The organism is Streptomyces fradiae (genome assembly GCF_041270065.1).
Taxonomy (GTDB): domain Bacteria; phylum Actinomycetota; class Actinomycetes; order Streptomycetales; family Streptomycetaceae; genus Streptomyces.
In genome coordinates, this window is sequence record NZ_CP065958.1 from 1,003,231 (window position 1) to 1,022,304 (window position 19,074).

Genomic DNA, 19,074 nt, shown 5'->3' on the forward strand with positions numbered 1-19,074 from the left:
TCGTCTCAGCGTACGGGCGGAATAGAGACGGCCATGGTCATCTCGACGGTCTCGGTGCCCTCGTTGCGGTAGGCGTGCGGCACATTGCTCTCGAAGACGGCGGAGGTGCCGGCCGGGATGACATGGTCCGCGCCGTCGACCTCCAGGGTGAGGGTGCCGGCCGTGACGTGCAGGAGTTCGGTGGTGCCGTCGGGGTGCGGGTCGGAGGCACTGCCGTCGCCGGGCATCAGGGTCCAGTGCCAGAGCTCCAGCGGGCCGCGGGCCTCGGTGCCGGCGAGCAGCGTGGTGTGGCTGCCGGTGGAGGTGGACCACATGCGGACGGCCTGCTCCGGCGGCACGAGCCGGACGTGCGGGCCCTGTTCGTAGTCGAGCAGCGTGGTGATCGAGACGCCGAGCGCGTCGGCGAGCTTGACCGTGGTGCCGACGCTGGGGTTGGTGCGAGCCTGCTCGATCTGGATGATCATGCCGCGGCTGACTCCGGCCCGGGCGGCGAGCGCGTCCAGGGTGAAGCCGCGCTCGTTGCGCCAGCGCCTCAGGTTGCGGGCGAGCGACTGGGTGAGCTGGTCGAGGTCCGACACGTACCGTCCAATATTCTGAATGACAGAGTTCAACAGGCTGTACTACCGTGTGGTGCACCCCATTGTTCACCGCACTGTACTGCGAGGCACCCCCGATGACCGCACTGACGGCGCTGTTCGCCCTGGGCACCAGTCTGCTCTGGGGGCTCGCCGACTTCGGCGGCGGTCTGCTGACCCGCCGCCTCCCCGCCCTGACCGTGGTCGTGGTCTCGCAGTCGATCGCCGTCGTCGTCCTCGGCGCCGTGGTGCTCGCCACCGGCGCCTTCGACGAGGCCGGTCCGCGGCTCTGGTACGCGGTGGCGGCCGGCGTGGTCGGTCCCGTCGCGATGCTCGCCTTCTACAAGGCGCTCGCGCTCGGCCCGATGGGCGTGGTCTCGCCGCTCGGCTCGCTGGGCGTGGTGGTCCCGGTCGGCGTGGGCCTGATGCTCGGCGACCGGCCCGGGCTTCTGCAGTTCGCGGGCATCGCGGTGGCCGTCCTCGGCGTGGTTCTCGCGGGCGGCCCCGAACTGCGCGGCGCCCCCGTGCAGCGGCAGGCGGTGCTGCTCACCCTGGTCGCGGCCTTCGGCTTCGGCGCCGTGATGGCGCTGATCTCCGAGGCGTCCACCACCCTGACCGGCCTCTTCCTCGCGCTGTTCGTGCAGCGCGTCGCCAATGTCGCGGTCGGCGGGGCGGCCCTGTGGGTCTCCGTACGGCGCGGCGGCCGGGCGCTGCCCGAGGACGGCGGCGGCCTGCGGGCGATCGCCGCCTCGCTCCCCGCGCTCGCCTTCATCGGCCTTGCGGACGTCGCCGCCAACGGCACCTACGCGCTGGCCGCGCAGCGCGGCCCGGTCACCGTGGCAGCGGTGCTCGCGAGCCTCTACCCGGTGGTGACGGCGCTCGCCGCGCGCGGCGTGCTCAAGGAACGGCTGCGCGCGGTGCAGGCGGCCGGCGCGGGACTGGCCCTGGTCGGCACGGTGCTGCTCGCAACGGGCTGACGGCGCGAAGACAGGTCGGCGCGTGCGCCGGGGCCGGCCTCGGCAGGCGCCGGGCCGCGAGGCCACGGGCCGGCAAGAGGGCTGGGCCGCGTCTTTCGGATCAGGGCCGAACAGGCCTCGGCGTCTGGTGCATGGGGTCTCCCCAGGCCCGCCAGGGCCGAGCGGAAGCGGCGCGGGGGTCCGACACCCGGCTTCGCCGGTGGTACCCCCACCGGGCCCGCAGGGCCCAGGGGGCGTGCCGTGCCGGGGGGGCACACCCAGGCGCCGCTCTGGGGGGAGGCCTGGGCCCCCTTCAGCTCTCCAGGTTCGCCAGCTGGTCGAGCTCGTCGAGGCCCAGGCCCGCGAGGGCGGCGAGCTGTTCGGGCGTGATGCCCTCGGGGAGCGGTCGGGGCGCGGGGGTGCGCAGCGGCGGCTGCCAGCCCTTCTCGGGGTCGTAGGAGCGGACCACCTTGGCCGGGGCGCCGGCCACCACCGCGTGGTCGGGCACCTCGCCGCGTACGACCGCACCGGCGGCGACCACGACGTTCCGGCCGAGCCGGGCGCCGGGCAGGATCACCGCGCCGGTGCCGAGCCAGCAGCCCGGTCCTATGCGGACCGGCTCGGAGCGCGGCCACTGCCGGCCGACCGGCACGTCGGGGTCGTCGTAACTGTGGTTGGTCGAGGTGATGTAGACGTACGGCCCGCAGTAGGTGTCGGAGCCGATGCTGATCGGCGCGTCGGCGATGACATGGCTGCCGCGGCCGAGGACGACGCCGTCGCCGAGGGTCAGCACGGTCTCCGTGCCGAGGTCGAGGTCCGGCAGCATGCCGGCGGTCAGGGTGACCTGCTCGGCGATGATGCAGCAGGCGCCGATCTCGATCCACTGCTCGCCGAACACGGTGCCCTGCGGGAACGCGAGCCGGGTGCCCTCGCCGAGCGCGCGGAACCGCAGCCGTCCCGGGTGCTCGGCGGTGACCGCGCCCGCCTGCTGGATCCGGCGCCAGCCGCCCTGCAGGGCGCGGGCGACGGCACGGCGCCGCCAGGCGGTCAGCGAGGAGAAAGAGAACGTGTTTCGGTTCCGGGGCACCCGGACACCGTAGTCGGCGGTGTCGTCGCTGATCAGTGCGGTGCGCTGTGATGTCCGTCATGGGCCGCGGCTACGCTTCGCGGCAGGCGCGACCGACCGATCGGCCGACCCGATCGAACGACCGAAGAGCGAAGCAGGAGCGAGACGATGGCAGAGGCGACGGACGTGACCGGAGCGTTGATCAAGGGCGTGGGCGGCAAGGAGCCGGTGGTCGACCCGACCGCCTTCACCGCGCCGACCTCGGTGGTGCTCGGCGAGGTCACCCTCGGGCCGCGCGCCAGCGTCTGGTACCACACGGTGCTGCGGGCGGACTGCGGGCCGATCGAGGTCGGCGAGGAGGCGAACGTGCAGGACAACTGCACCGTGCACGTCGACCCGGGCTTCCCGGTGCGGATCGGCGCGCGGGTGACGATCGGTCACAACGCGACCGTGCACGGCTGCACCATCGAGGACGACGTGCTGGTCGGCATGGGCGCCACGGTCCTCAACGGGGCGGTGATCGGCGCGGGTTCGCTGATCGCCGCGCAGGCGCTCGTCCCGCAGGGCATGGAGGTGCCGCCGGGTTCGCTGGTCGCGGGCGTGCCCGCGAAGGTGCGGCGGCCCCTGACCGAGGAGGAGCAGGCGGGCATCCGGCTGAACGCGGAGATGTACCTGCACCTGGCCAAGGGCCACGCCGAGGCGTTCGGCGACTAGGCCGGCGGGAGGGTTACTCGGCTGCGGCGGTCGCCGTCGCAGCCGCCTCCGCTTCCGCTTCCGCCGCCGACCGGGCCTCGGCGGCCGCGGCGGCCTTCTTGGCCCGGTTCTTGATGATCAGCATCGAGGCGAGCCCGATGAGCACGGCGAGCACCAGGCCGAGCCAGGAGAAGCGCTTGAGCCAGGCCTCGGCGACGATGCCCACGGAGTAGATGACGGCCGTGGTGCCGCCGGCCCAGAGGATGCCGCCGAGCACGTTGGCGATGAGGAACTTCCAGTACGGCATGCGCAGGACGCCCGCGAGCGGGCCGGCGAAGATCCGCAGCAGGGCGACGAAGCGGCCGAAGAAGACCGCCCACATGCCCCACTTCTCGAAGGAGCGCTCGGCGAGCCCGATGTTGGCCTCGCTGAAGTGCTTGGGGAACTTCTTCCCGAGCTTGGTGAGCAGCGGCCGGCCGCCCTTGCGGCCGATCGCATAGCCGATGGAGTCGCCGACGATCGCGCCGACGCTGGCGCAGGCGCCCAGGACGTACGGGTTGATGTCGCCGTGCTGGGAGGCGAGCAGCGCGGAGCTGACGAGGACGATCTCGCCGGGCAGCGGGATGCCCAGGCTCTCGACCCCGATCACCACCCCGACCAGTGCGTAGACGGCGACCGCGGGGATCGTCTCCAGCCATTCCTGGACGTGCACGCGGGTTCCTCTCCCGTTGGGTGGCGCGATTCAGGGAAGCCTACCTTGGCGGCACTGAGCGAGTTCTGAACCCCGGAGGGCAGCCGGGCTCCGCTTGTGACATCCCTGTGACCGGAACTATGGCTTCCCTCACAGGCGTCGGGCGTTCGCGCTGATGGGATGACCGGATGACGACGCGCACCCCTGTCCTGCCGGTCCTCGCCGCGGCCGCCCTGCTGCTCACCGCCTGTGGCACGCAGCCCGCGGGCATCGAGGACGTCGAGGCGGGCGGACGCGCACCGGGCGCACCATCGTCCAGGCCGGTGGACGACCCGGGCAAGGACGGGGTGCGGATCACCTCGCTGACCCTGCCGCCGGTCTCGCCCTCGCCGTCGTCCTCGCCTTCGTCCTCGCCGTCGTCCTCGGACTCCGGGATCTCCGCCACGTACGAGGTCACCAACACCGGCACCGAGACCCTGACCTTCACGGTGATCGTCACCTTCACGGACGCGGCCGGCGGGGCGATGTCCAACCAGACCGTGACCGTGCGGGACGTCGGCCCGGGGAAGACGGTGCGCGGCACGGTACGGGCCGGGGAACTGCCGCCGAGCACGCCCCGGGTGACGGGGGCGAAGGTCTTCAAGGTGACCACGGTGCCGGCGGGCGAGGCCCCGGCGGAGGACGGCGCCTGCCCCGCCTCCGGCATCCGGGTCTACGCGGACCGGGGCGACGCGGCCATGGGGCTGCGCGTCGTGGGGCTGCACCTGGAGAACTGCGGCACCCGCGACTACACCGTGGAGGGCTATCCGCTCCTGGAGCTGCTCGACTCCGGCATGAAGCCGGTCGGCGGCATCGAGGTGCTGAAGGGCAGCGGGAAGATCACCACCGGCGCCGGTCCGGACGAGCCGCCGCGGCGGGTCGTGCTGCGACCCGCCGAGGCGGCCACCGCGAGCCTGGTCTGGCGCAACACGACGGAGGCGGGCACGCCGGTGACCGTCCCCCATGTGCGGGTCCGGGCGAAGGCGGGCGCCGCTCCGGTGATCGTGACGCCGGAGCTCGATCTCGGCACGACGGGCCGGCTCGGGGTCCGGCCGTGGAAGAAGGCGGAGCGCTCGGCAGGAGCGTCCGCCGGGTGACGTCCCCCCGGGCGATCCGGGGCCCACGGGGGGGGGACGTCAGGAGGTCACTTGCCCTGGCCGTTGGGCCGCAGGGTCCACAGGACCGTCATCTCGCCGGTGACGGCGCCGTCCTCGCGGGTGATCGCGATGTGGACGGGGAACTCGGGACGGCTGCCCTCGTCGAGCTCGGCGACGACCTCGGCGGCCGGGCGGCCCAGGGTCGCGGTGGCGGTGACGACGCCCATGGCGAGCTTCTTGTAGGCGATGTCGGCGTTCACGGCGAGCGGGACGGCGCGGCCCAGCTGGTCGCCGAAGGCGGCCAGGACGATGGCGCCGCTGGCGGACTCGGCCAGCGTGAACATGGCGCCGGCGTGCGGGCCGCCGACGTGGTTGTGGTAGTCCGGCTGGTCCGGGAGGCGCACGACGGCGCGCTCGGGGGTGGTCTCCAGGAACTCCAGGTTGAGGGTCCGGGCCATGGGCACCGTGGCGGCGAGCATCTCGCCGATGGTCATCTGGTCTGCGCTCATGGGCCGTGATGTTACCCACGAGTAGTAGTCTTCGCCATCCCCGCACGGGGGCGGCCGTAGCCCCGCACCCGCCACCCCTCTATCGTTACGGCCCATGTGGCCAGGACAGCAGCCGCCCGGGGGCGAGCAGAACCCGCAGGACCAGAGTCAGAACCCGTACGCGCAGCCGGGACAGCAGCCGGGCGCCCAGCCCGGTGCCCAGCCCGGCTACGGACAGCCGAATCCGTACCAGCAGCCGACCGTGCCGCAGCCCGCGTACGGCCAGCAGCCCAACCCGTACGCGCAGCCCGGGCAGCAGCCCGGCTACGGGCAGCCGAACCCGTACCAGCAGCCGACGGTGGCGCAGTACGGGATGCCCGGCCCGGCGCAGCCCGGCGGCGGTGACGGCGGGAAGAAGAAGCAGACGACGATCGTGGCGATCGTCGCCGCCGTGGCGGTCCTCGCGGCCGCCGGCGTGACCGCCTTCCTCGTCGTCGGCAAGGACGACGACAAGAAGGACCAGGCGGCCGACCCGAAGGCCTCGCAGTCGTCGAGCAGCACGCCGAGCGGCAGCGCCTCGGCGCCGCCGATCGACAACCCGCGCAACGGCGCCGAGCACCAGCCGACGATCCCCGGCTGGAAGGTCGCCTACAACCCGAAGTACGGCACCCTGTTCGACGTGCCGCCGGACTGGGAGGTCTCGAAGCCCGGCATGGTCACCGGCTTCGAGGACGAGAAGAAGGGCGACGGCTCCCCCGTCGTCGTCATGTCCGCGCCCGCGCACCTGAAGAGCAACTGGTGCGCGTACGACACCGACAAGAACGGCTCCGAGGAGACCTGGGGCCTCAGCACGGCCGGCACGAAGGGCGCCCAGGGCGCCAAGGACACCGCGGAGGCGGCGTACAACGAGGCCGGCAACTGGGTGTGGGCGGGCTACGCGCAGCACATGCCCAAGGGCACCATCAAGATCACCAAGGCCGTGCCGTTCACCTCCGCCTCGGGCCTGCAGGGCAGCATGGCGACCGCCGTCGCGCCGGGCATCAAGAAGCGCAACAAGTGCGAGTCGGACGGCAAGTCCGTCGCCTTCTCCTTCAAGAACGCGAAGGGCGACTTCTCCACCTTCGTGCTGTACGGGGCCGACGGCGTGAAGGACGAGCTGTCGGACGACACCATCAAGAAGATCGTCTCCACCGTTCGGCTGGCCCCCGAGTCGCCGGAGTCGTGATCCCCGCTCGCATACCCGGCTGGGCGGGCCGGAACTACCTGCTGCTGACCGCCGCCGCGATCGTCACCAACCTGGGCACCCACGGTGCCCTGATCGCGGCGGCGTTCGCCGTCCTCCAGTCCGGCGGCGACGGCGGCGACGTGGGCCTGGTGGCGATGGCCCGCACCCTCCCGCTCGTGCTCTTCCTGCTCATCGGCGGCGCGGTCGCCGACCGGGTGCCCCGGCACCGGGTGATGGTCGCCGCGAACGCCCTCAACTGCGTCTCGCAGGCCGTGTTCGCGGTCCTCGTCCTCACCGGCGAGGCACGCCTGTGGCAGATGATGCTGCTGACCGCGCTGTGCGGCACCGGGCAGGCGTTCTTCAACCCGGCCGCCGAGGCCATGCTGATGTCCAGCGTGGACGGCGAGCAGGCCGGCCGCGCCTTCGCCCTCTTCCGGATGGCGATGAACGGCGCCGGCATCGGCGGCGCCGCGCTCGGCGGCGCGCTGATCGCCGCTTTCGGACCGGGCTGGGTGCTCGTCATCGACGCCGCCGCCTTCGCCGTGGCGGGCGCGCTGCGCGCCTTCCTCGACGTGCGGCACATCCCCGAGCGGGCGCCGGGCGGCGGGCTGCTCGCCGATCTGCGGGAGGGCTGGGACGAGTTCGCGGGCCGCCCCTGGCTGTGGTCGATCGTCGCCCAGTTCTCCATCGTGGTGGCGCTCGTCGGCGCGGCCGAGTCGGTGTACGGGCCGCTGGTCGCCCGGGACGAGCTGGGCGGCGCCCGGCCCTGGGGCCTCGCACTCGCCGCGTTCGGCGTCGGCACGCTGGCCGGCGCGCTCCTGATGGCCCGCTGGAAACCGCGCCGGATGCTGCTCGTCGGCACCCTGTGCGTCTTCCCCATCGCCCTGCCCTCGGCGGCGCTCGCGGTGCCGCTCGACGTGGTCGGGCTCGGGGCGGCGATGTTCGTCAGCGGGGTCGCGATCGAGGTGTTCGGCGTGTCCTGGATGACGACGCTGCACCAGGAGATCCCCGAGGAGAAGCTGTCCCGGGTCTCGGCCTACGACTGGTTCGGCTCCACGGCGATGCTGCCGCTCTCCACGGCCCTCGCGGGGCCGGCGGAGACCGTTCTCGGCCGCGGTACGGCGCTGTGGGGGTCGGCGGCGCTGATCGTCCTCGTCACGGCGCTGGTGCTGCTGGTGCCGGACGTACGGAATCTGACGCGGCGTACGAAAAGGGTGACGGCCGCGGAGGCCGGGGCCGGTCCGGCCGCTCCTGCCTCTCCTCCTTCTCCGTCCTCTCCGTCCTCTCCTCCCTCAGCCGATGCCGAAGGTGCCGTCCGGCGGGACGGGTGACGGTACGGCGTCCGCGTCGTGCACCGGCTTCGCGCCCCTGATGAACCGGACGACGTCCTCGCCCGACTCCACCCGCGCCGGGAACGGATCGGCGGCGGTACGGCGGGCCAGGCCCGCGAGGTCGGGCTCCCGGTCGGAGGCGATCAGGACGGCGTTGCCGAACCGGCGCCCGCGCAGCACGGCCGGTTCGGCGACGAGCGCGAGCTCGGGGAACACGGCGGCGAAGGTGGCGAGCTGGCCGCGCAGGAAGTCGAAGGGCGCGCCGTCGGCGAGGTTCGCGGCGTAGACACCGCCCGGGCGCAGCACGCGGCGGGCCTCGTGGGCGTACTCGACGGAGGTGAGGTGCGCGGGGACCCGCGAGCCGCCGAAGACGTCGGCGATCAGCACGTCCGCCGAGTCCGCCGGCTCGTCCGCCAGCCAGGCGCGGGCGTCCGCGCCGTGCACGGCGATGCCGGAGTCCGGCGGCAGCGGCAGCTGCTCGGCGACCAGGTCGAGCAGCCCCAGGTCGGCCTCGGCGACCCGCTGCCGGGAGCCGGGCCGGGTGGCCGCCACGTAGCGGGGCAGGGTGAGCGCCCCGCCGCCCAGGTGGACGACGTCGAGCGGGGCGCCCTCGTCGGCGGCCAGGTCCAGGACGTGGGCGAGCCGCTGGGCGTACTCGAACTCCAGGTGGGCCGGGTCGTCGAGGTCGACGTACGACTGGGGCGCGCCGTCGACGGTCAGCAGCCAGCCGTGCTCGGTGTCCACGTCGGGCATGAGGCGGGCGGTGCCGCCGTCGACATCGCGGATGACGGGAATCTGGTCGTTCACCTGCTCATTGTGCCCGCAGCATGCTGACCGCGTTCGCATGGACCGCCGCCTGCGCCCGGCCCGCCCGCGCGGCCAGGCCGCGACAAGCCAGGCGGACGACAACAATCCGAACGCTCACCCGCTCACAGCGCCCACAACGCGCTGACCGCGTTCGCATGGACCGCCGCCTGCGCCCGGCCCGCCCGCGCGGCCGGGCCGCGGCGGGTCAGGTCGAACCGGTCGCGGCCGAAGGCCCGCTTGGACTCGGCGTCGGGCGTGATGACCTCGACCCGGGCGCCGGCGGCGGCGAGCGCGGCGGCCTGGCGGGCCGGGGAGTGCAGCGCCCTGTTGCCGGCGGCGCTGGGCGCGACGATCACGACGCGCTCGTAGCCGGCGGCGAGGTGCGCGTTGGCGGTGGAGTGCAGACCGCCGTCGATCCAGCGGCGCCCGGCGAGTTCGACCACCGGCCAGGCGCCGGGGATGGCGCAGCTCGCGGTGACGGCGTCGACGAGGGGGACGCCCGCGTCCCGGTCGAACGCGGTGAGGGCGCCACCGTCGGCGTCCACGGCGGTGATCAGCAGCCGCCGCTCCTCCGGCCACTCCACCTCGCCCCCGAGCCGGCCGGCCACGACCGCCCGCCGCGCCTCGGGCGCCACGGTGTCGGCCGCGCTCGCGAGCCGGCCGAGCTTGCGCCCGTACTCCTCGGGCGTACGGGACCCGAGCACGGCGAGCGCGTAGCGCAGGACCTGCCCGGCCCGCAGCCGCGCGGGCAGCTCACCGCCCGCCTCCCCGAACTGCCCCTCGTACAGCTCCCCGAGCGCCATCCCCGCGCCCACCACCTGCGCCCCGACCACCGCCCCGGCCGAACTCCCGACCACCAGATCCGCCCCGCCCAGCCCCACCCCCGCCTCGGCCAGCCCCCACAACACCCCGATCTCCCAAGCGGCCCCGGTCATCCCACCCGCGCCCAGAACCAGTGCCGTCCGCCTCGCTGTGTCGGTCATGGGAGGAGTCTTACGGAGGGGGTGGGACGGGGTGTCCGGCGGGGCCCGGAAGCAGTGCTTCCGGGCCCCGCCGACGCCGTACCGGCCTCAGAGCACCTCGGTCACCGTGCCCGCGCCCACCGTGCGGCCGCCCTCGCGGATCGCGAAGCCGAGGCCGGGCTCCAGGGGGAGGTCGCGGCCGAGTTCGACGGTCATGGTGAGGGTGTCGCCGGGGCGGGCGGTGGGGGTGGTGGGGCCGAGGTCGACGGTGCCGACGACGTCGGCGGTGCGGAGGTAGAACTGGGGACGGTAGCCGGTGGTGATCGGGGTGGCGCGGCCGCCCTCGCGGGTGGAGAGGACGTACACGCGCGCCGTGAACCGGCGGCGTGGGACGAGGGTGCCGGGCGCGGCGACGACGTGGCCGCGGCGGACGGCGCCGCGCGGGACGCCGCGGAGGAGCAGGGCGACGTTGTCGCCGGCCTGGGCCGACTCCATGGGGCGGCCGAAGGTCTCCACGCCGGTGACCACGGTCTCGGTGTCCGGGCCGTGGACCATGACGCGGTCGCCGACCCGGACCGTGCCGCGCTCGACGGCGCCCGTGACGACGGTGCCGCGCCCGGTGATGGTGAGCACGCTCTCCACCGGCAGCAGGAAGGGCGCCTCCACATAGCGCACCGGCACCGGCACGTACGTGTCGACCGCGTCGAGCAGCGCCTCCACGGACGCCGTCCAGCGCGGGTCGCCCTCCAGGGCGCGCAGCCCGGAGACCCGGACCACGGGCACCGCGTCACCGCCGTAGCCGTGCGCGGTGAGCAGCTCCCGTACCTCCAGCTCGACCAGGTCGGTCAGCTCGTCGTCCGCGCCGTCCGCCTTGTTGAGCGCCACCACGATGTGGTCGACGCCGACCTGACGGGCCAGCAGGACGTGCTCGGCGGTCTGCGGCATGATCCCGTCGAGCGCGGACACGACGAGGATCGCCCCGTCGAGCTGCGCCGCTCCGGTGATCATGTTCTTGACGTAGTCGGCGTGGCCGGGCATGTCGACGTGCGCGTAGTGACGGGTGTCCGTCTCGTACTCGACGTGCGCCACGTTGATGGTGATGCCGCGCCGGGCCTCCTCCGGGGCCCGGTCGATCCGGTCGAAGGCCACGTAGCGGGTGGCCCCGCGCTCGCTGAGGACCTTGGTGATGGCGGCGGTGAGAGTGGTCTTGCCGTGGTCGACGTGACCCATGGTGCCGATGTTGAGGTGCGGCTTGGTGCGGGCGTAGACCTGCTTGGACATGACGATGTCGCTCGATTCCCTGCTCGAAGCGTGAGTGGGGACCCCGGGGGCCGATCCGACCCTCCCCCTGTGGGGTCCGCCGGACGGTCCGGGGAGGGTCAGCTTCGGTCGCCGCCGGGCAGCGCGCAGACGGCAGCCTTCGGCGCGTCCGCGACTGCGGACGGCGCTGCGGGGAAGGCGTACCGGGACATGCGTCCGATGATGGCCGGTCAGGATCCCGCCGTCGAACGAATTACGAGCCCCCCAGAACTCGAGCACCAGATCTCGAGCGCCGGATCGTCAGAGGTTCTTCAGCGCCTCGCGCACCGACAACGGCGAGAGCCGCGAGCCGTTCTGCGCGACGAACGCCCGGACCTCGCCCGGCGCCGTCTTGGCGTACTCGCGCAGCGCCCAGCCGATCGCCTTGCGAATGAAGAAGTCGGGGTGGCCGGAGCGGAGCAGGCAGTAGGAGAAGAGCCGGTCGGCGTCGGTGTCCGCCTTGTGGCGGAGCTGGTGGAGGAGGGCGGTGCGGGCCACCCACAGGTCCTCGTCGGCGATCCACTCGTCCATCGTCTCGGCCAGCTCCGGGTCGGCGGCGACCAGGCCGCCGACCACGTGCGCGGCGAGGTGGTCGACGGTGTCCCACCAGGAGACGGTGGTGACGAGCGTGCGGGCCACCGGCAGGAAGCCGGAGGAGCAGCGCCTGACGTGGCGGCGGAGGTAGTCGACGGCGAAGTAGTGGTACTCGCGCTCGGGCAGTGCGAAGCAGCGCAGTGCGACGGCGGCGCAGTCGGACTCGGCGGGGGCGGGCAGGCCGGCCAGGACGGTGCGGGAAAGGGCCCGCCGCTCGGGGGTGCGCACGCCGAGGAAGGGTGCGACGCCCTTCATGTACGCGATCATCTCCTGCGCCCGGAAGGGGTCGCCGGCCGCGGGATAGACCTCGGTGAGGCGGGTGAGCACCGTGTCGGCGAGGGTGCTCTCGGGGACGGCGGTCGTGGTCACCGTTTCACTCTAGAAGCCGTGGACTCCGAAAGCCCTGGCGTCGGCGCTCGGACGGCGATCACGGGCCGGTGTCGGTTACGCTCCCCGAATGCTGCTCTCGCCCAAGGCCCGGCTGGCGTATCTCGCCCTGATCCTGCTCTCCGCGGGTCTGTCGGTGCTGCTGTTCGAACCGCAGCGGCTGCTGTCCGCGGGCTGGCCGCCGCAGCTGAGCGGCGCGGGCGCGGTGCTGGTCTTCGGGCTCGCGTACGGGGTGTGCACGGCGGCCCTGGTGCCGCGGCCGATCCTGAATCTGGCGGCCGGGGCGCTGTTCGGCACCCAGGCGGGCTTCGCGGCGGCGCTCGGCGGGACGGTCCTGGGCGCGGGGCTGTCGTTCGCGCTGGGCCGGGCGCTCGGTCAGGAGGCGCTGCGCCCCTATGTACGGGGCCGGTGGCTGAAGGCGGCGGACGGCCAGCTGAGCCGGCACGGGTTCCGGTCGATGCTGGCGATCCGCCTCTTTCCCGGGATGCCGTTCGTGGTGGCGAACTACGCGGCCGCCGTCTCCCGGATGCGGTGCCTGCCGTTCCTGCTCGCGACCGCGCTCGGCTCCGTACCGAACACGGTGGCGTACGTGATCGCGGGCAGCGAGGCGACCTCGCCGACCTCCCCCGCCTTCCTGATCTCGACGGGCTTCATCGTGCTTTCGGCGGCGGTCGCCGCGGTGGTGGGCTGGCGCAAGCGGCACCACCTCCGGGCGGCGGCCTCGGGCGGGGGCGCGGCCGACCCGGCCGCCCCGGCTCCGCAGGAGGAGCGGGAGCCGGTGTCGGCCTGAGCTCGACCCAATACGGCCTACAGCGCCTCGACGATCATCGCGTTCGCCAGGCCGCCCGCCTCGCACATCGCCTGCAGGCCGTAACGGCCGCCGCGCGCCCGCAGGGCGTGCACCAGGGTGGTGGTGAGCCGGGTGCCGCTGGCGCCGAGCGGGTGGCCGAGGGCGATGGCGCCGCCGTGCACGTTGACCTTGGCCGGGTCGGCGCCGGTCTCCTGCTGCCAGGCGAGGACGACGCTCGCGAAGGCCTCGTTGATCTCGAAGAGGTCGATGTCCGCGAGGTCGAGGCCGGCGCGGCGCAGCACCTTCTCGGTGGCGGGGATGACGCCGGTGAGCATGAGCAGCGGGTCGGAGCCGGTGACGGCGAAGGAGTGCAGCCGGGCGAGCGGGCGCAGGCCGAGGGCGCGGGCGGTGTCGGCGGCCATGACGAGGACGGCGGAGGCGCCGTCGTTGACCGGGCTGCTGTTGCCGGCGGTGACGGACCAGTCGATCTGCGGGAAGCGCTCGGCGAAGCCGGGGTCCTCGAAGGAGGGCCGGAGTCCGGCGAGGATCTCGGGGGTGGTGGCGGGCCGCACGGACTCGTCGCGGCGCACGTCCCCGTACGGCACGACCTGGTCGTCGAAGAGTCCGTCGGCCCAGCTGCGCGCGGCCTTGGTGTGCGAGGCGGCGGCGAACTCGTCCATGGCGGCGCGGCTCAGCGACCACTTGGCGGCGATGAGCTCGGCGCTGATGCCCTGCGGGACCAGGCCGTCGGGGTAGCGGGCGGCGACTCCGGGGCCGAACGGGTCGGCGCCGGGCGGCACGTTGGACCACATCGGGACGCGGCTCATCGACTCGACTCCGCAGGCCACGACGATGTCGTACGCGCCGGACATGACTCCCTGGGCGGCGAAGTGCACGGCCTGCTGGGAGGAGCCGCACTGCCGGTCGACGGTGGTGGCGGGCACGGTCTCGGGAAGGCCGGCGCCCAGCCAGGCGTACCGGGTGGTGTTCATGGCCTGCTCGCCGACCTGGTCGACGGTGCCGCCGATGACGTCGTCGACACGGGCGGGGTCGATCCCGGCCCGGTCGATCAGGGCGCGCAGGGTGTGGGAGAGGAGGGCGACGGGGTGGACGTCGGCGAGGGATCCGCCGGGCTTGCCCTTCCCGATGGGCGTTCGGACTGCTTCGACGATGACGGCGTCGCGCATGACACGGCTCCTGGGGTGCAGGGTTGGATAACTGGACCAACACTCGTCGGTAACATAACCCAGTGGGTTGGATTTTCAAACCCTCTCGCCCCTCGCTGCCTTAGGCTTGGGCCCATGAAGGCCGCCCCCCGCCCCTGCTCCATCGCCGACACGCTCGCGCTGGTCGGCGAGAAGTACTCGTTCCTCGTGCTGCGCGAGATCTCGCTCGGCGTCCGCCGCTTCGACCGCATTGCCCGCAACACCGGCGCCCCGCGCGACATCCTCACCGCCCGCCTCAAGCGCCTCGTCGAGGCCGGGGTCCTGGAGAAGGTGGCGTACAGCGAGCGGCCGAAGCGCTACGAGTACCGGGCCACGCCGTCCGGCGAGGAACTGGCGCCGGTGCTGCTGACCCTGATGGCCTGGGGCGACCGCCACCTCAACCCGGACGCCCGGCCGGTGCTCCTGGAGCACAGCTGCGGCGAGGTCCTCGACCCCCGGGTGGTGTGCGGGCACTGCGGCGCGGCGCCGGACCCCACCACCCTCAAGCACCACATGCAGGCGCCGGGCTGGACCACGGCGGGCCCGGTGGAGGGCTGACCCGGGGGGGGTCCAGCCCCATGGCCGGCGCGTCATCTTGGGACGGTACGCTGCGCACCGACCTTATGACCGCACAAGTACATTCGGGACGGCCCTGGCCCCATGAGTTGGTTCGAATCGTTCATCCTCGGGCTCGTCCAGGGGCTCACGGAGTTCCTTCCCATCTCCTCCAGCGCGCACCTGCGGCTCACCGCCGCCTTCGCCGGCTGGGAGGACCCGGGCGCCGCGTTCACGGCCATCACCCAGATCGGCACCGAGACCGCGGTCATCATCTACTTCCGCAAGGACATCGGGCGGATCATCTCGGGCTGGTTCCGCTCGCTCTTCGACAAGGCGATGCGCTCCGACCACGACGCCCAGATGGGCTGGCTGGTCATCGTCGGCTCGATCCCGATCGGCGTCTTCGGCATCACGCTCAAGGACCAGATCGAGGGCCCGTTCCGTGATCTGCGGCTCACCGCCGCCACGCTGATCGTCATGGGCATCGTGCTCGGCGTCGCCGACCGGCTCGCGGCCCGCGACGAGCTGGGCGGCCGGCACCGGGCCGCGCGCGAGCGCAAGACGCTGGCGGAGCTCGGCATCAAGGACGGCCTGATCTACGGCGTCTGCCAGGCGATGGCCCTGATCCCGGGCGTCTCCCGCTCCGGCGCCACCATCTCCGGCGGTCTGCTCATGGGCTACACCCGTGAGGCCGCCGCCCGCTACTCCTTCCTGCTCGCCATCCCCGCGGTGGTCGCCTCCGGCGGCCTGGAGCTCAAGGACGCGGCCGAGGGCGGCCATGTCTCCTGGGGCCCGACGGTCTTCGCCACGATCATCGCGTTCGTGGTGGGCTACGCGGTGATCGCGTGGTTCATGAAGTTCATCACCACGAAGTCCTTCATGCCGTTCGTGATCTACCGGATTCTGCTCGGCATCGTGCTCCTCGTGCTGGTCGCCACCGGTGTGCTCAGCCCGCACGCCGGTGAGTCCGCGGGCTGACCGCACCGGAACCACCCCCGCCGACGCCGAGGGCCCGTACAGCTGAAGCCGTACGGGCCCTTGGCGTCTCGCGTCCGCTGCCCGACACTGAGCCGATGACGCAGCGTGTGGATCTCGCCGGCGTGATGGACCGGCTCGCCCTCGACGACCTGGTCACCGGCTACGCCGTGGCCGTGGACGACTCCGACTGGACCGCGTACCGGGCCCTGTTCGCCCCGGGCGGCCGCGCCGACTACCGGGGCTCGGGAGGGATCGAGGGGCCGGCGGCGGAGGTCGCCGACTGGCTGGCCGGGACGATGCGGCTCTTTCCCGTACGACAGCACCTCATCGTCAACCGCCGGTTCCGGGTGGCGGACGGAGGGGGCTTTCCGGGTGACACGGCCAGCGTGCGCGCCGACTACGTGAACCCGATGCGCTTCGAGTCGGGCGAGGATTTCGTGTGCGGCGGGCGGTACGCCTTCACCGCGCTCCGTACGGACGCCGGCTGGCGGCTGCGCGGCGTGGTGGTCGAGGAGAGGTGGCGCCGCATGTGAGGCCCGCCGGGACCGGCGCGCGCACACTGGAGGCGACACCTGGAGGCAGGGCATGCGGATCCCGTTCGCGCACCGGCCGGAGGCGGCCGGGACGGCGCCCGGAGCGGGCACGGAGACCGGGCCGGGTACGGGGCTCGGCCCGGGTTCGGACGCCGGGCCGGACGCGGGGACCGGCCCGGGCACGAAATCCGGGCCGGGTTCGGACGCCGGCCCGGGTACGGACGCCGGCCCGGGTACGGACACCGGGCCGGACGCGGGGACCGGCCCGGGCACGGACACGGGGCCGGACACAGGAACCGGCCCAGGTACGGACACCGGGACCGCTCCTGCGGCTCCTCCCGACGCCGGGGCCCCGCCGGGCGGCCGGCTCCACGGCCTGTGGCGGTCCGGGCTCGCGTTCCTCCTCGGGGCGCTGCCCGCGCTCGCCTTCCCCGAGCCCGGCCTGTGGTGGTGGGCGTATCTGGCGCTCGTCCCCTGGCTGCTGCTGATCCGCACGGCGCCCGACCAGCGCCGGGCCGGTCTGGACGGCTGGTGCGGCGGGATCGGGTTCATGGTGGCCGTGCACCACTGGCTGCTGCCCAGCCTGCACGTCTTCCTCCTGGTGATCGCCGCGCTGCTCGGCCTCCTTTGGCTGCCCTGGGGGCGCCTTGTACGGGCGATGCTGGGCGGGACTCCGTCGCCGCGCCGGGCGGCGGCCGCGCTCCTGGTCGTGCCCTCCGGCTGGCTGCTCGTCGAGCTGGTCCGCTCCTGGCAGGGGCTCGGCGGGCCCTGGGGGCTGCTCGGGGCGAGCCAGTGGCAGGTGCCGGCCGGGCTGCGGCTCGCCTCGGTCGGCGGGGTGTGGCTGGTGACGCTGCTCGTGGTGGCCGTGAACACGGCCGTCGCCCTGTTCCTCGCCGTACCGCCGCTGCGCCGTACCGCCGTGGCCGGGCTGCTGTGCTGCGCCCTCCTTGTGGGCCTGGCGTGGTGGGCCGGCGCGCCCTCGCGCGGCGCGGGCACGGTGCGGATCGCGGTGGTGCAGCCCGGGCTGATCCCGCCGCCGGGCCTGCGCTTCGACCGGAGCGAGGAGCTGACCAGGACGCTGGCCGGGCAGCGCCTCGACCTGGTGGTGTGGGGCGAGAGCAGCGTCGGCACCGACCTGTCGACCCGGCCGGACCTCACGGCGCGGCTGACCACGCTCTCCCGGGCCGTGGACGCGCCGATCCTGGTGAACGTGGACGCGCGCCGCTCGGACCGGCCGGGGATCTTCAAGAGCGCGATCCTGATCGGCCGGGACGGGCCGACGGGCGAGCGGTACGACAAGATGCGGCTCGTGCCGTTCGGCGAGTACATCCCGGCCCGGCCGGTGCTCGGCTGGGCGACCTCGGTGGGCAAGGCGGCCGGCGAGGACCGGCATCGCGGCACGGCGCCGGTGGTGATGACGCTGCCGGCGGCGGCCGGTCCCGGGCCCGCGGGGCTGCGGATCGGGCCGCTGATCTGCTTCGAGACCGCCTTCCCCGACATGAGCCGGCGGCTCGCCCGGGACGGCGCGGACGTGCTTGTCGCCCAGTCGTCGACCTCGACCTTCCAGCACTCCTGGGCTCCGGCGCAGCACGCCTCGCTGGGCGCGCTGCGGGCGGCGGAGACGGGCCGCCCCGTGGTGCACGCGACGCTGACCGGGATCAGCGCCGCGTACGGTCCGGACGGGCGGCGGATCGGGCCCGAGCTCGGCACCGGCAGCAGTACGACGGCCGTCTACGCGCTGCCGCTCGGCGGGGGGCCGACGTTGTACGAGCGGACGGGCGACTGGGCGGTGTACGGGGCGTTCGCCGTGATCGTCCTGGCCTGCCTCGGCGGGCGGCCGTGGCGGCGGGCGCCGGTGCTCAGGAGGCCTGGGCGAGCACCTGGCGCACCACGTACTCGCACAGCTCGTGGGTCCGCAGGGCGTCCCGGGCGCTGAGCGTCCGGCCCGCTCGCACGGCGTCGAGGAAGCCGGTCACGGACTGTTCGATGCCGCGCTGGCGGGCCACCGGCACCCAGTCGCCGCGCCGGCGCACGCTGGGCTGGCCCTTGTGGTCGACGACCTCGGCGAGGTTGATGACCTGGCGCTTGGTGTCCTGTCCGGAGACCTCCAGGATCTCCTCGGTGGAGCCGTTGAGGCGGTTCATCATGCCGATGGCGGTGAAGCCGTCGCCGGAGAGCTGGAGCACCACGTGGTGCAGCAGTCCGTCGCGGACCCGGGCGCGCACATCGGTGTGCTCGATCTCGCCGGGGGCGAGGAAGCGCAGGGTGTCGACGACGTGGATGAAGTCGTCGAGGACGAAGGTGCGCGGGTCCTCGGGGAGTCCGATGCGGTTCTTCTGCATGAGGATCAGTTCGCGCGGGTGGTCCGCGCACTGGGCGTAGCCGGGGGCGAGGCGGCGGTTGAAGCCGACGGCGAGGCCGACCCCGCGCTTCTCGGCGAGAGCGACCAGGGCCTCGGAGTCGGCGTACTCGTAGGCGAGCGGCTTGTCGACGTAGGTGGGCACGCCGGCCTCCAGGAGCCGGGTGACGATCTCGGCGTGGGCGGAGGTGGCGGCGTGCACGAAGGCGGCGTCGAGTCCGGCGGCGAGCAGTGAGTCGAGGTCGGCGTGGCGGCGGGCGGCGGGCAGGTGGTAGGTGTCGCCGAGTTCGCCGAGGGTGGCGCGGCTGCGGGTCTGCAGGTGGAGTTCGACGCCGGGAAGGGCGGTCAGGACGGGCAGGTAGGCCTTGCGCGCGATGTCGCCCAGTCCGATGCAGCCAACCTTCACGGGGTGTCTCCTTGCCCTTGTCGCCTCGTCGTCGC

At 73.6% G+C, this 19,074-nt stretch carries 20 protein-coding genes; 10 read left to right on the plus strand and 10 right to left on the minus strand.

Annotation, left to right across the window (positions count from 1 at the left end; genetic code table 11):
- Nucleotides 1-5 precede the first annotated feature (5 nt).
- Nucleotides 6-578 carry a helix-turn-helix domain-containing protein gene (locus JAO84_RS04435; RefSeq protein WP_370410587.1) on the minus strand — a complete coding sequence of 191 codons (573 nt, stop codon included), beginning with the start codon at nt 576-578 and terminating at the stop codon, nt 6-8.
- Nucleotides 579-682: 104 nt separating this feature from the next.
- On the opposite strand from JAO84_RS04435, the gene JAO84_RS04440 reads away from it, so the two are divergent.
- On the plus strand, nt 683-1,552 hold the full coding sequence (locus JAO84_RS04440) for an EamA family transporter (RefSeq protein ID WP_370416657.1): 870 nt from the start codon (nt 683-685) through the stop codon (nt 1,550-1,552).
- Between the two features lie 292 nt (nt 1,553-1,844).
- On the opposite strand, the gene JAO84_RS04445 is transcribed toward JAO84_RS04440, so the two are convergent.
- Nucleotides 1,845-2,618: an acyltransferase gene (locus JAO84_RS04445; protein WP_370410589.1), complete on the minus strand. Its 774-nt coding sequence runs from the start codon at nt 2,616-2,618 to the stop codon at nt 1,845-1,847.
- 147 nt (nt 2,619-2,765) lie between these two features.
- On the opposite strand from JAO84_RS04445, the gene JAO84_RS04450 reads away from it, so the two are divergent.
- Nucleotides 2,766-3,311, plus strand: coding sequence for a gamma carbonic anhydrase family protein (locus JAO84_RS04450; RefSeq protein ID WP_370410591.1), 546 nt, complete (start codon nt 2,766-2,768; stop codon nt 3,309-3,311).
- A gap of 13 nt (nt 3,312-3,324) precedes the next feature.
- On the opposite strand, the gene JAO84_RS04455 is transcribed toward JAO84_RS04450, so the two are convergent.
- Nucleotides 3,325-4,002 carry a DedA family protein gene (locus JAO84_RS04455; RefSeq protein ID WP_370410593.1) on the minus strand — a complete coding sequence of 226 codons (678 nt, stop codon included), beginning with the start codon at nt 4,000-4,002 and terminating at the stop codon, nt 3,325-3,327.
- 167 nt (nt 4,003-4,169) lie between these two features.
- Here JAO84_RS04455 and JAO84_RS04460 point away from each other — a divergent pair, with 167 nt between their 5' ends.
- Complete coding sequence (locus JAO84_RS04460) at nt 4,170-5,117, plus strand: DUF4232 domain-containing protein (protein ID WP_370410595.1); 948 nt, start codon at nt 4,170-4,172, stop codon at nt 5,115-5,117.
- 47 nt (nt 5,118-5,164) lie between these two features.
- Here the strand turns inward: JAO84_RS04460 and JAO84_RS04465 are convergent, their stop codons facing one another.
- A complete protein-coding gene (locus tag JAO84_RS04465) occupies nt 5,165-5,626 on the minus strand; it encodes a DUF4442 domain-containing protein (protein ID WP_370410597.1) in 462 nt (153 codons plus the stop codon).
- Nucleotides 5,627-5,720: 94 nt separating this feature from the next.
- Between JAO84_RS04465 and JAO84_RS04470 the strand changes: the two genes are divergently transcribed.
- Both JAO84_RS04470 and JAO84_RS04475 read left to right on the plus strand, forming a co-directional pair.
- The gene (locus tag JAO84_RS04470) at nt 5,721-6,830 is read left to right on the plus strand and encodes a hypothetical protein (protein WP_370410598.1); all 1,110 of its coding nucleotides are present in this window, start codon (nt 5,721-5,723) and stop codon (nt 6,828-6,830) included.
- Nucleotides 6,827-8,161, plus strand: coding sequence for an MFS transporter (locus JAO84_RS04475; RefSeq protein WP_370410600.1), 1,335 nt, complete (start codon nt 6,827-6,829; stop codon nt 8,159-8,161). Before JAO84_RS04470 ends, JAO84_RS04475 begins: the two co-directional genes overlap by 4 nt.
- Here the strand turns inward: JAO84_RS04475 and JAO84_RS04480 are convergent.
- From JAO84_RS04480 to JAO84_RS04495, 4 genes are all read right to left on the minus strand, one after another.
- Nucleotides 8,123-8,968: a spermidine synthase gene (locus JAO84_RS04480; RefSeq protein WP_370410602.1), complete on the minus strand. Its 846-nt coding sequence runs from the start codon at nt 8,966-8,968 to the stop codon at nt 8,123-8,125. The genes JAO84_RS04475 and JAO84_RS04480 overlap by 39 nt on opposite strands.
- A 122-nt stretch (nt 8,969-9,090) precedes the next feature.
- A complete protein-coding gene (locus tag JAO84_RS04485; protein ID WP_370410604.1) occupies nt 9,091-9,951 on the minus strand; it encodes a patatin-like phospholipase family protein in 861 nt (286 codons plus the stop codon).
- Between the two features lie 87 nt (nt 9,952-10,038).
- Nucleotides 10,039-11,211, minus strand: coding sequence for an elongation factor Tu (tuf, locus tag JAO84_RS04490; RefSeq protein ID WP_370410606.1), 1,173 nt, complete (start codon nt 11,209-11,211; stop codon nt 10,039-10,041).
- Nucleotides 11,212-11,490: 279 nt separating this feature from the next.
- On the minus strand, nt 11,491-12,192 hold the full coding sequence (locus tag JAO84_RS04495; protein ID WP_370410607.1) for a DNA alkylation repair protein: 702 nt from the start codon (nt 12,190-12,192) through the stop codon (nt 11,491-11,493).
- An 88-nt stretch (nt 12,193-12,280) separates the two neighbouring features.
- Here JAO84_RS04495 and JAO84_RS04500 point away from each other — a divergent pair, with 88 nt between their 5' ends.
- Nucleotides 12,281-13,000: a TVP38/TMEM64 family protein gene (locus JAO84_RS04500; protein WP_370410609.1), complete on the plus strand. Its 720-nt coding sequence runs from the start codon at nt 12,281-12,283 to the stop codon at nt 12,998-13,000.
- A gap of 17 nt (nt 13,001-13,017) precedes the next feature.
- Here JAO84_RS04500 and JAO84_RS04505 read toward each other — a convergent pair whose 3' ends face one another.
- Nucleotides 13,018-14,187, minus strand: a complete 1,170-nt coding sequence (locus JAO84_RS04505; protein ID WP_370410611.1) for an acetyl-CoA C-acyltransferase — start codon at nt 14,185-14,187, stop codon at nt 13,018-13,020.
- Nucleotides 14,188-14,301: 114 nt separating this feature from the next.
- Between JAO84_RS04505 and JAO84_RS04510 the strand changes: the two genes are divergently transcribed.
- The 4 genes from JAO84_RS04510 to lnt all read left to right on the plus strand — a co-directional run bounded on the left by JAO84_RS04510 (nt 14,302) and on the right by lnt (nt 18,210).
- Nucleotides 14,302-14,763: a helix-turn-helix domain-containing protein gene (locus JAO84_RS04510; RefSeq protein ID WP_265866832.1), complete on the plus strand. Its 462-nt coding sequence runs from the start codon at nt 14,302-14,304 to the stop codon at nt 14,761-14,763.
- A 102-nt stretch (nt 14,764-14,865) separates the two neighbouring features.
- Nucleotides 14,866-15,741, plus strand: coding sequence for an undecaprenyl-diphosphate phosphatase (locus JAO84_RS04515; RefSeq protein ID WP_370410614.1), 876 nt, complete (start codon nt 14,866-14,868; stop codon nt 15,739-15,741).
- Between the two features lie 95 nt (nt 15,742-15,836).
- A complete protein-coding gene (locus JAO84_RS04520; RefSeq protein WP_370410616.1) occupies nt 15,837-16,274 on the plus strand; it encodes a nuclear transport factor 2 family protein in 438 nt (145 codons plus the stop codon).
- A 52-nt stretch (nt 16,275-16,326) separates the two neighbouring features.
- A complete protein-coding gene (gene lnt / locus JAO84_RS04525; RefSeq protein ID WP_370410618.1) occupies nt 16,327-18,210 on the plus strand; it encodes an apolipoprotein N-acyltransferase in 1,884 nt (627 codons plus the stop codon).
- On the opposite strand, the gene JAO84_RS04530 is transcribed toward lnt, so the two are convergent.
- The gene (locus tag JAO84_RS04530; RefSeq protein ID WP_370410620.1) at nt 18,134-19,039 is read right to left on the minus strand and encodes a Gfo/Idh/MocA family protein; all 906 of its coding nucleotides are present in this window, start codon (nt 19,037-19,039) and stop codon (nt 18,134-18,136) included. The two genes, lnt and JAO84_RS04530, sit on opposite strands and share 77 nt — an antisense overlap.
- Nucleotides 19,040-19,074 lie beyond the last annotated feature (35 nt).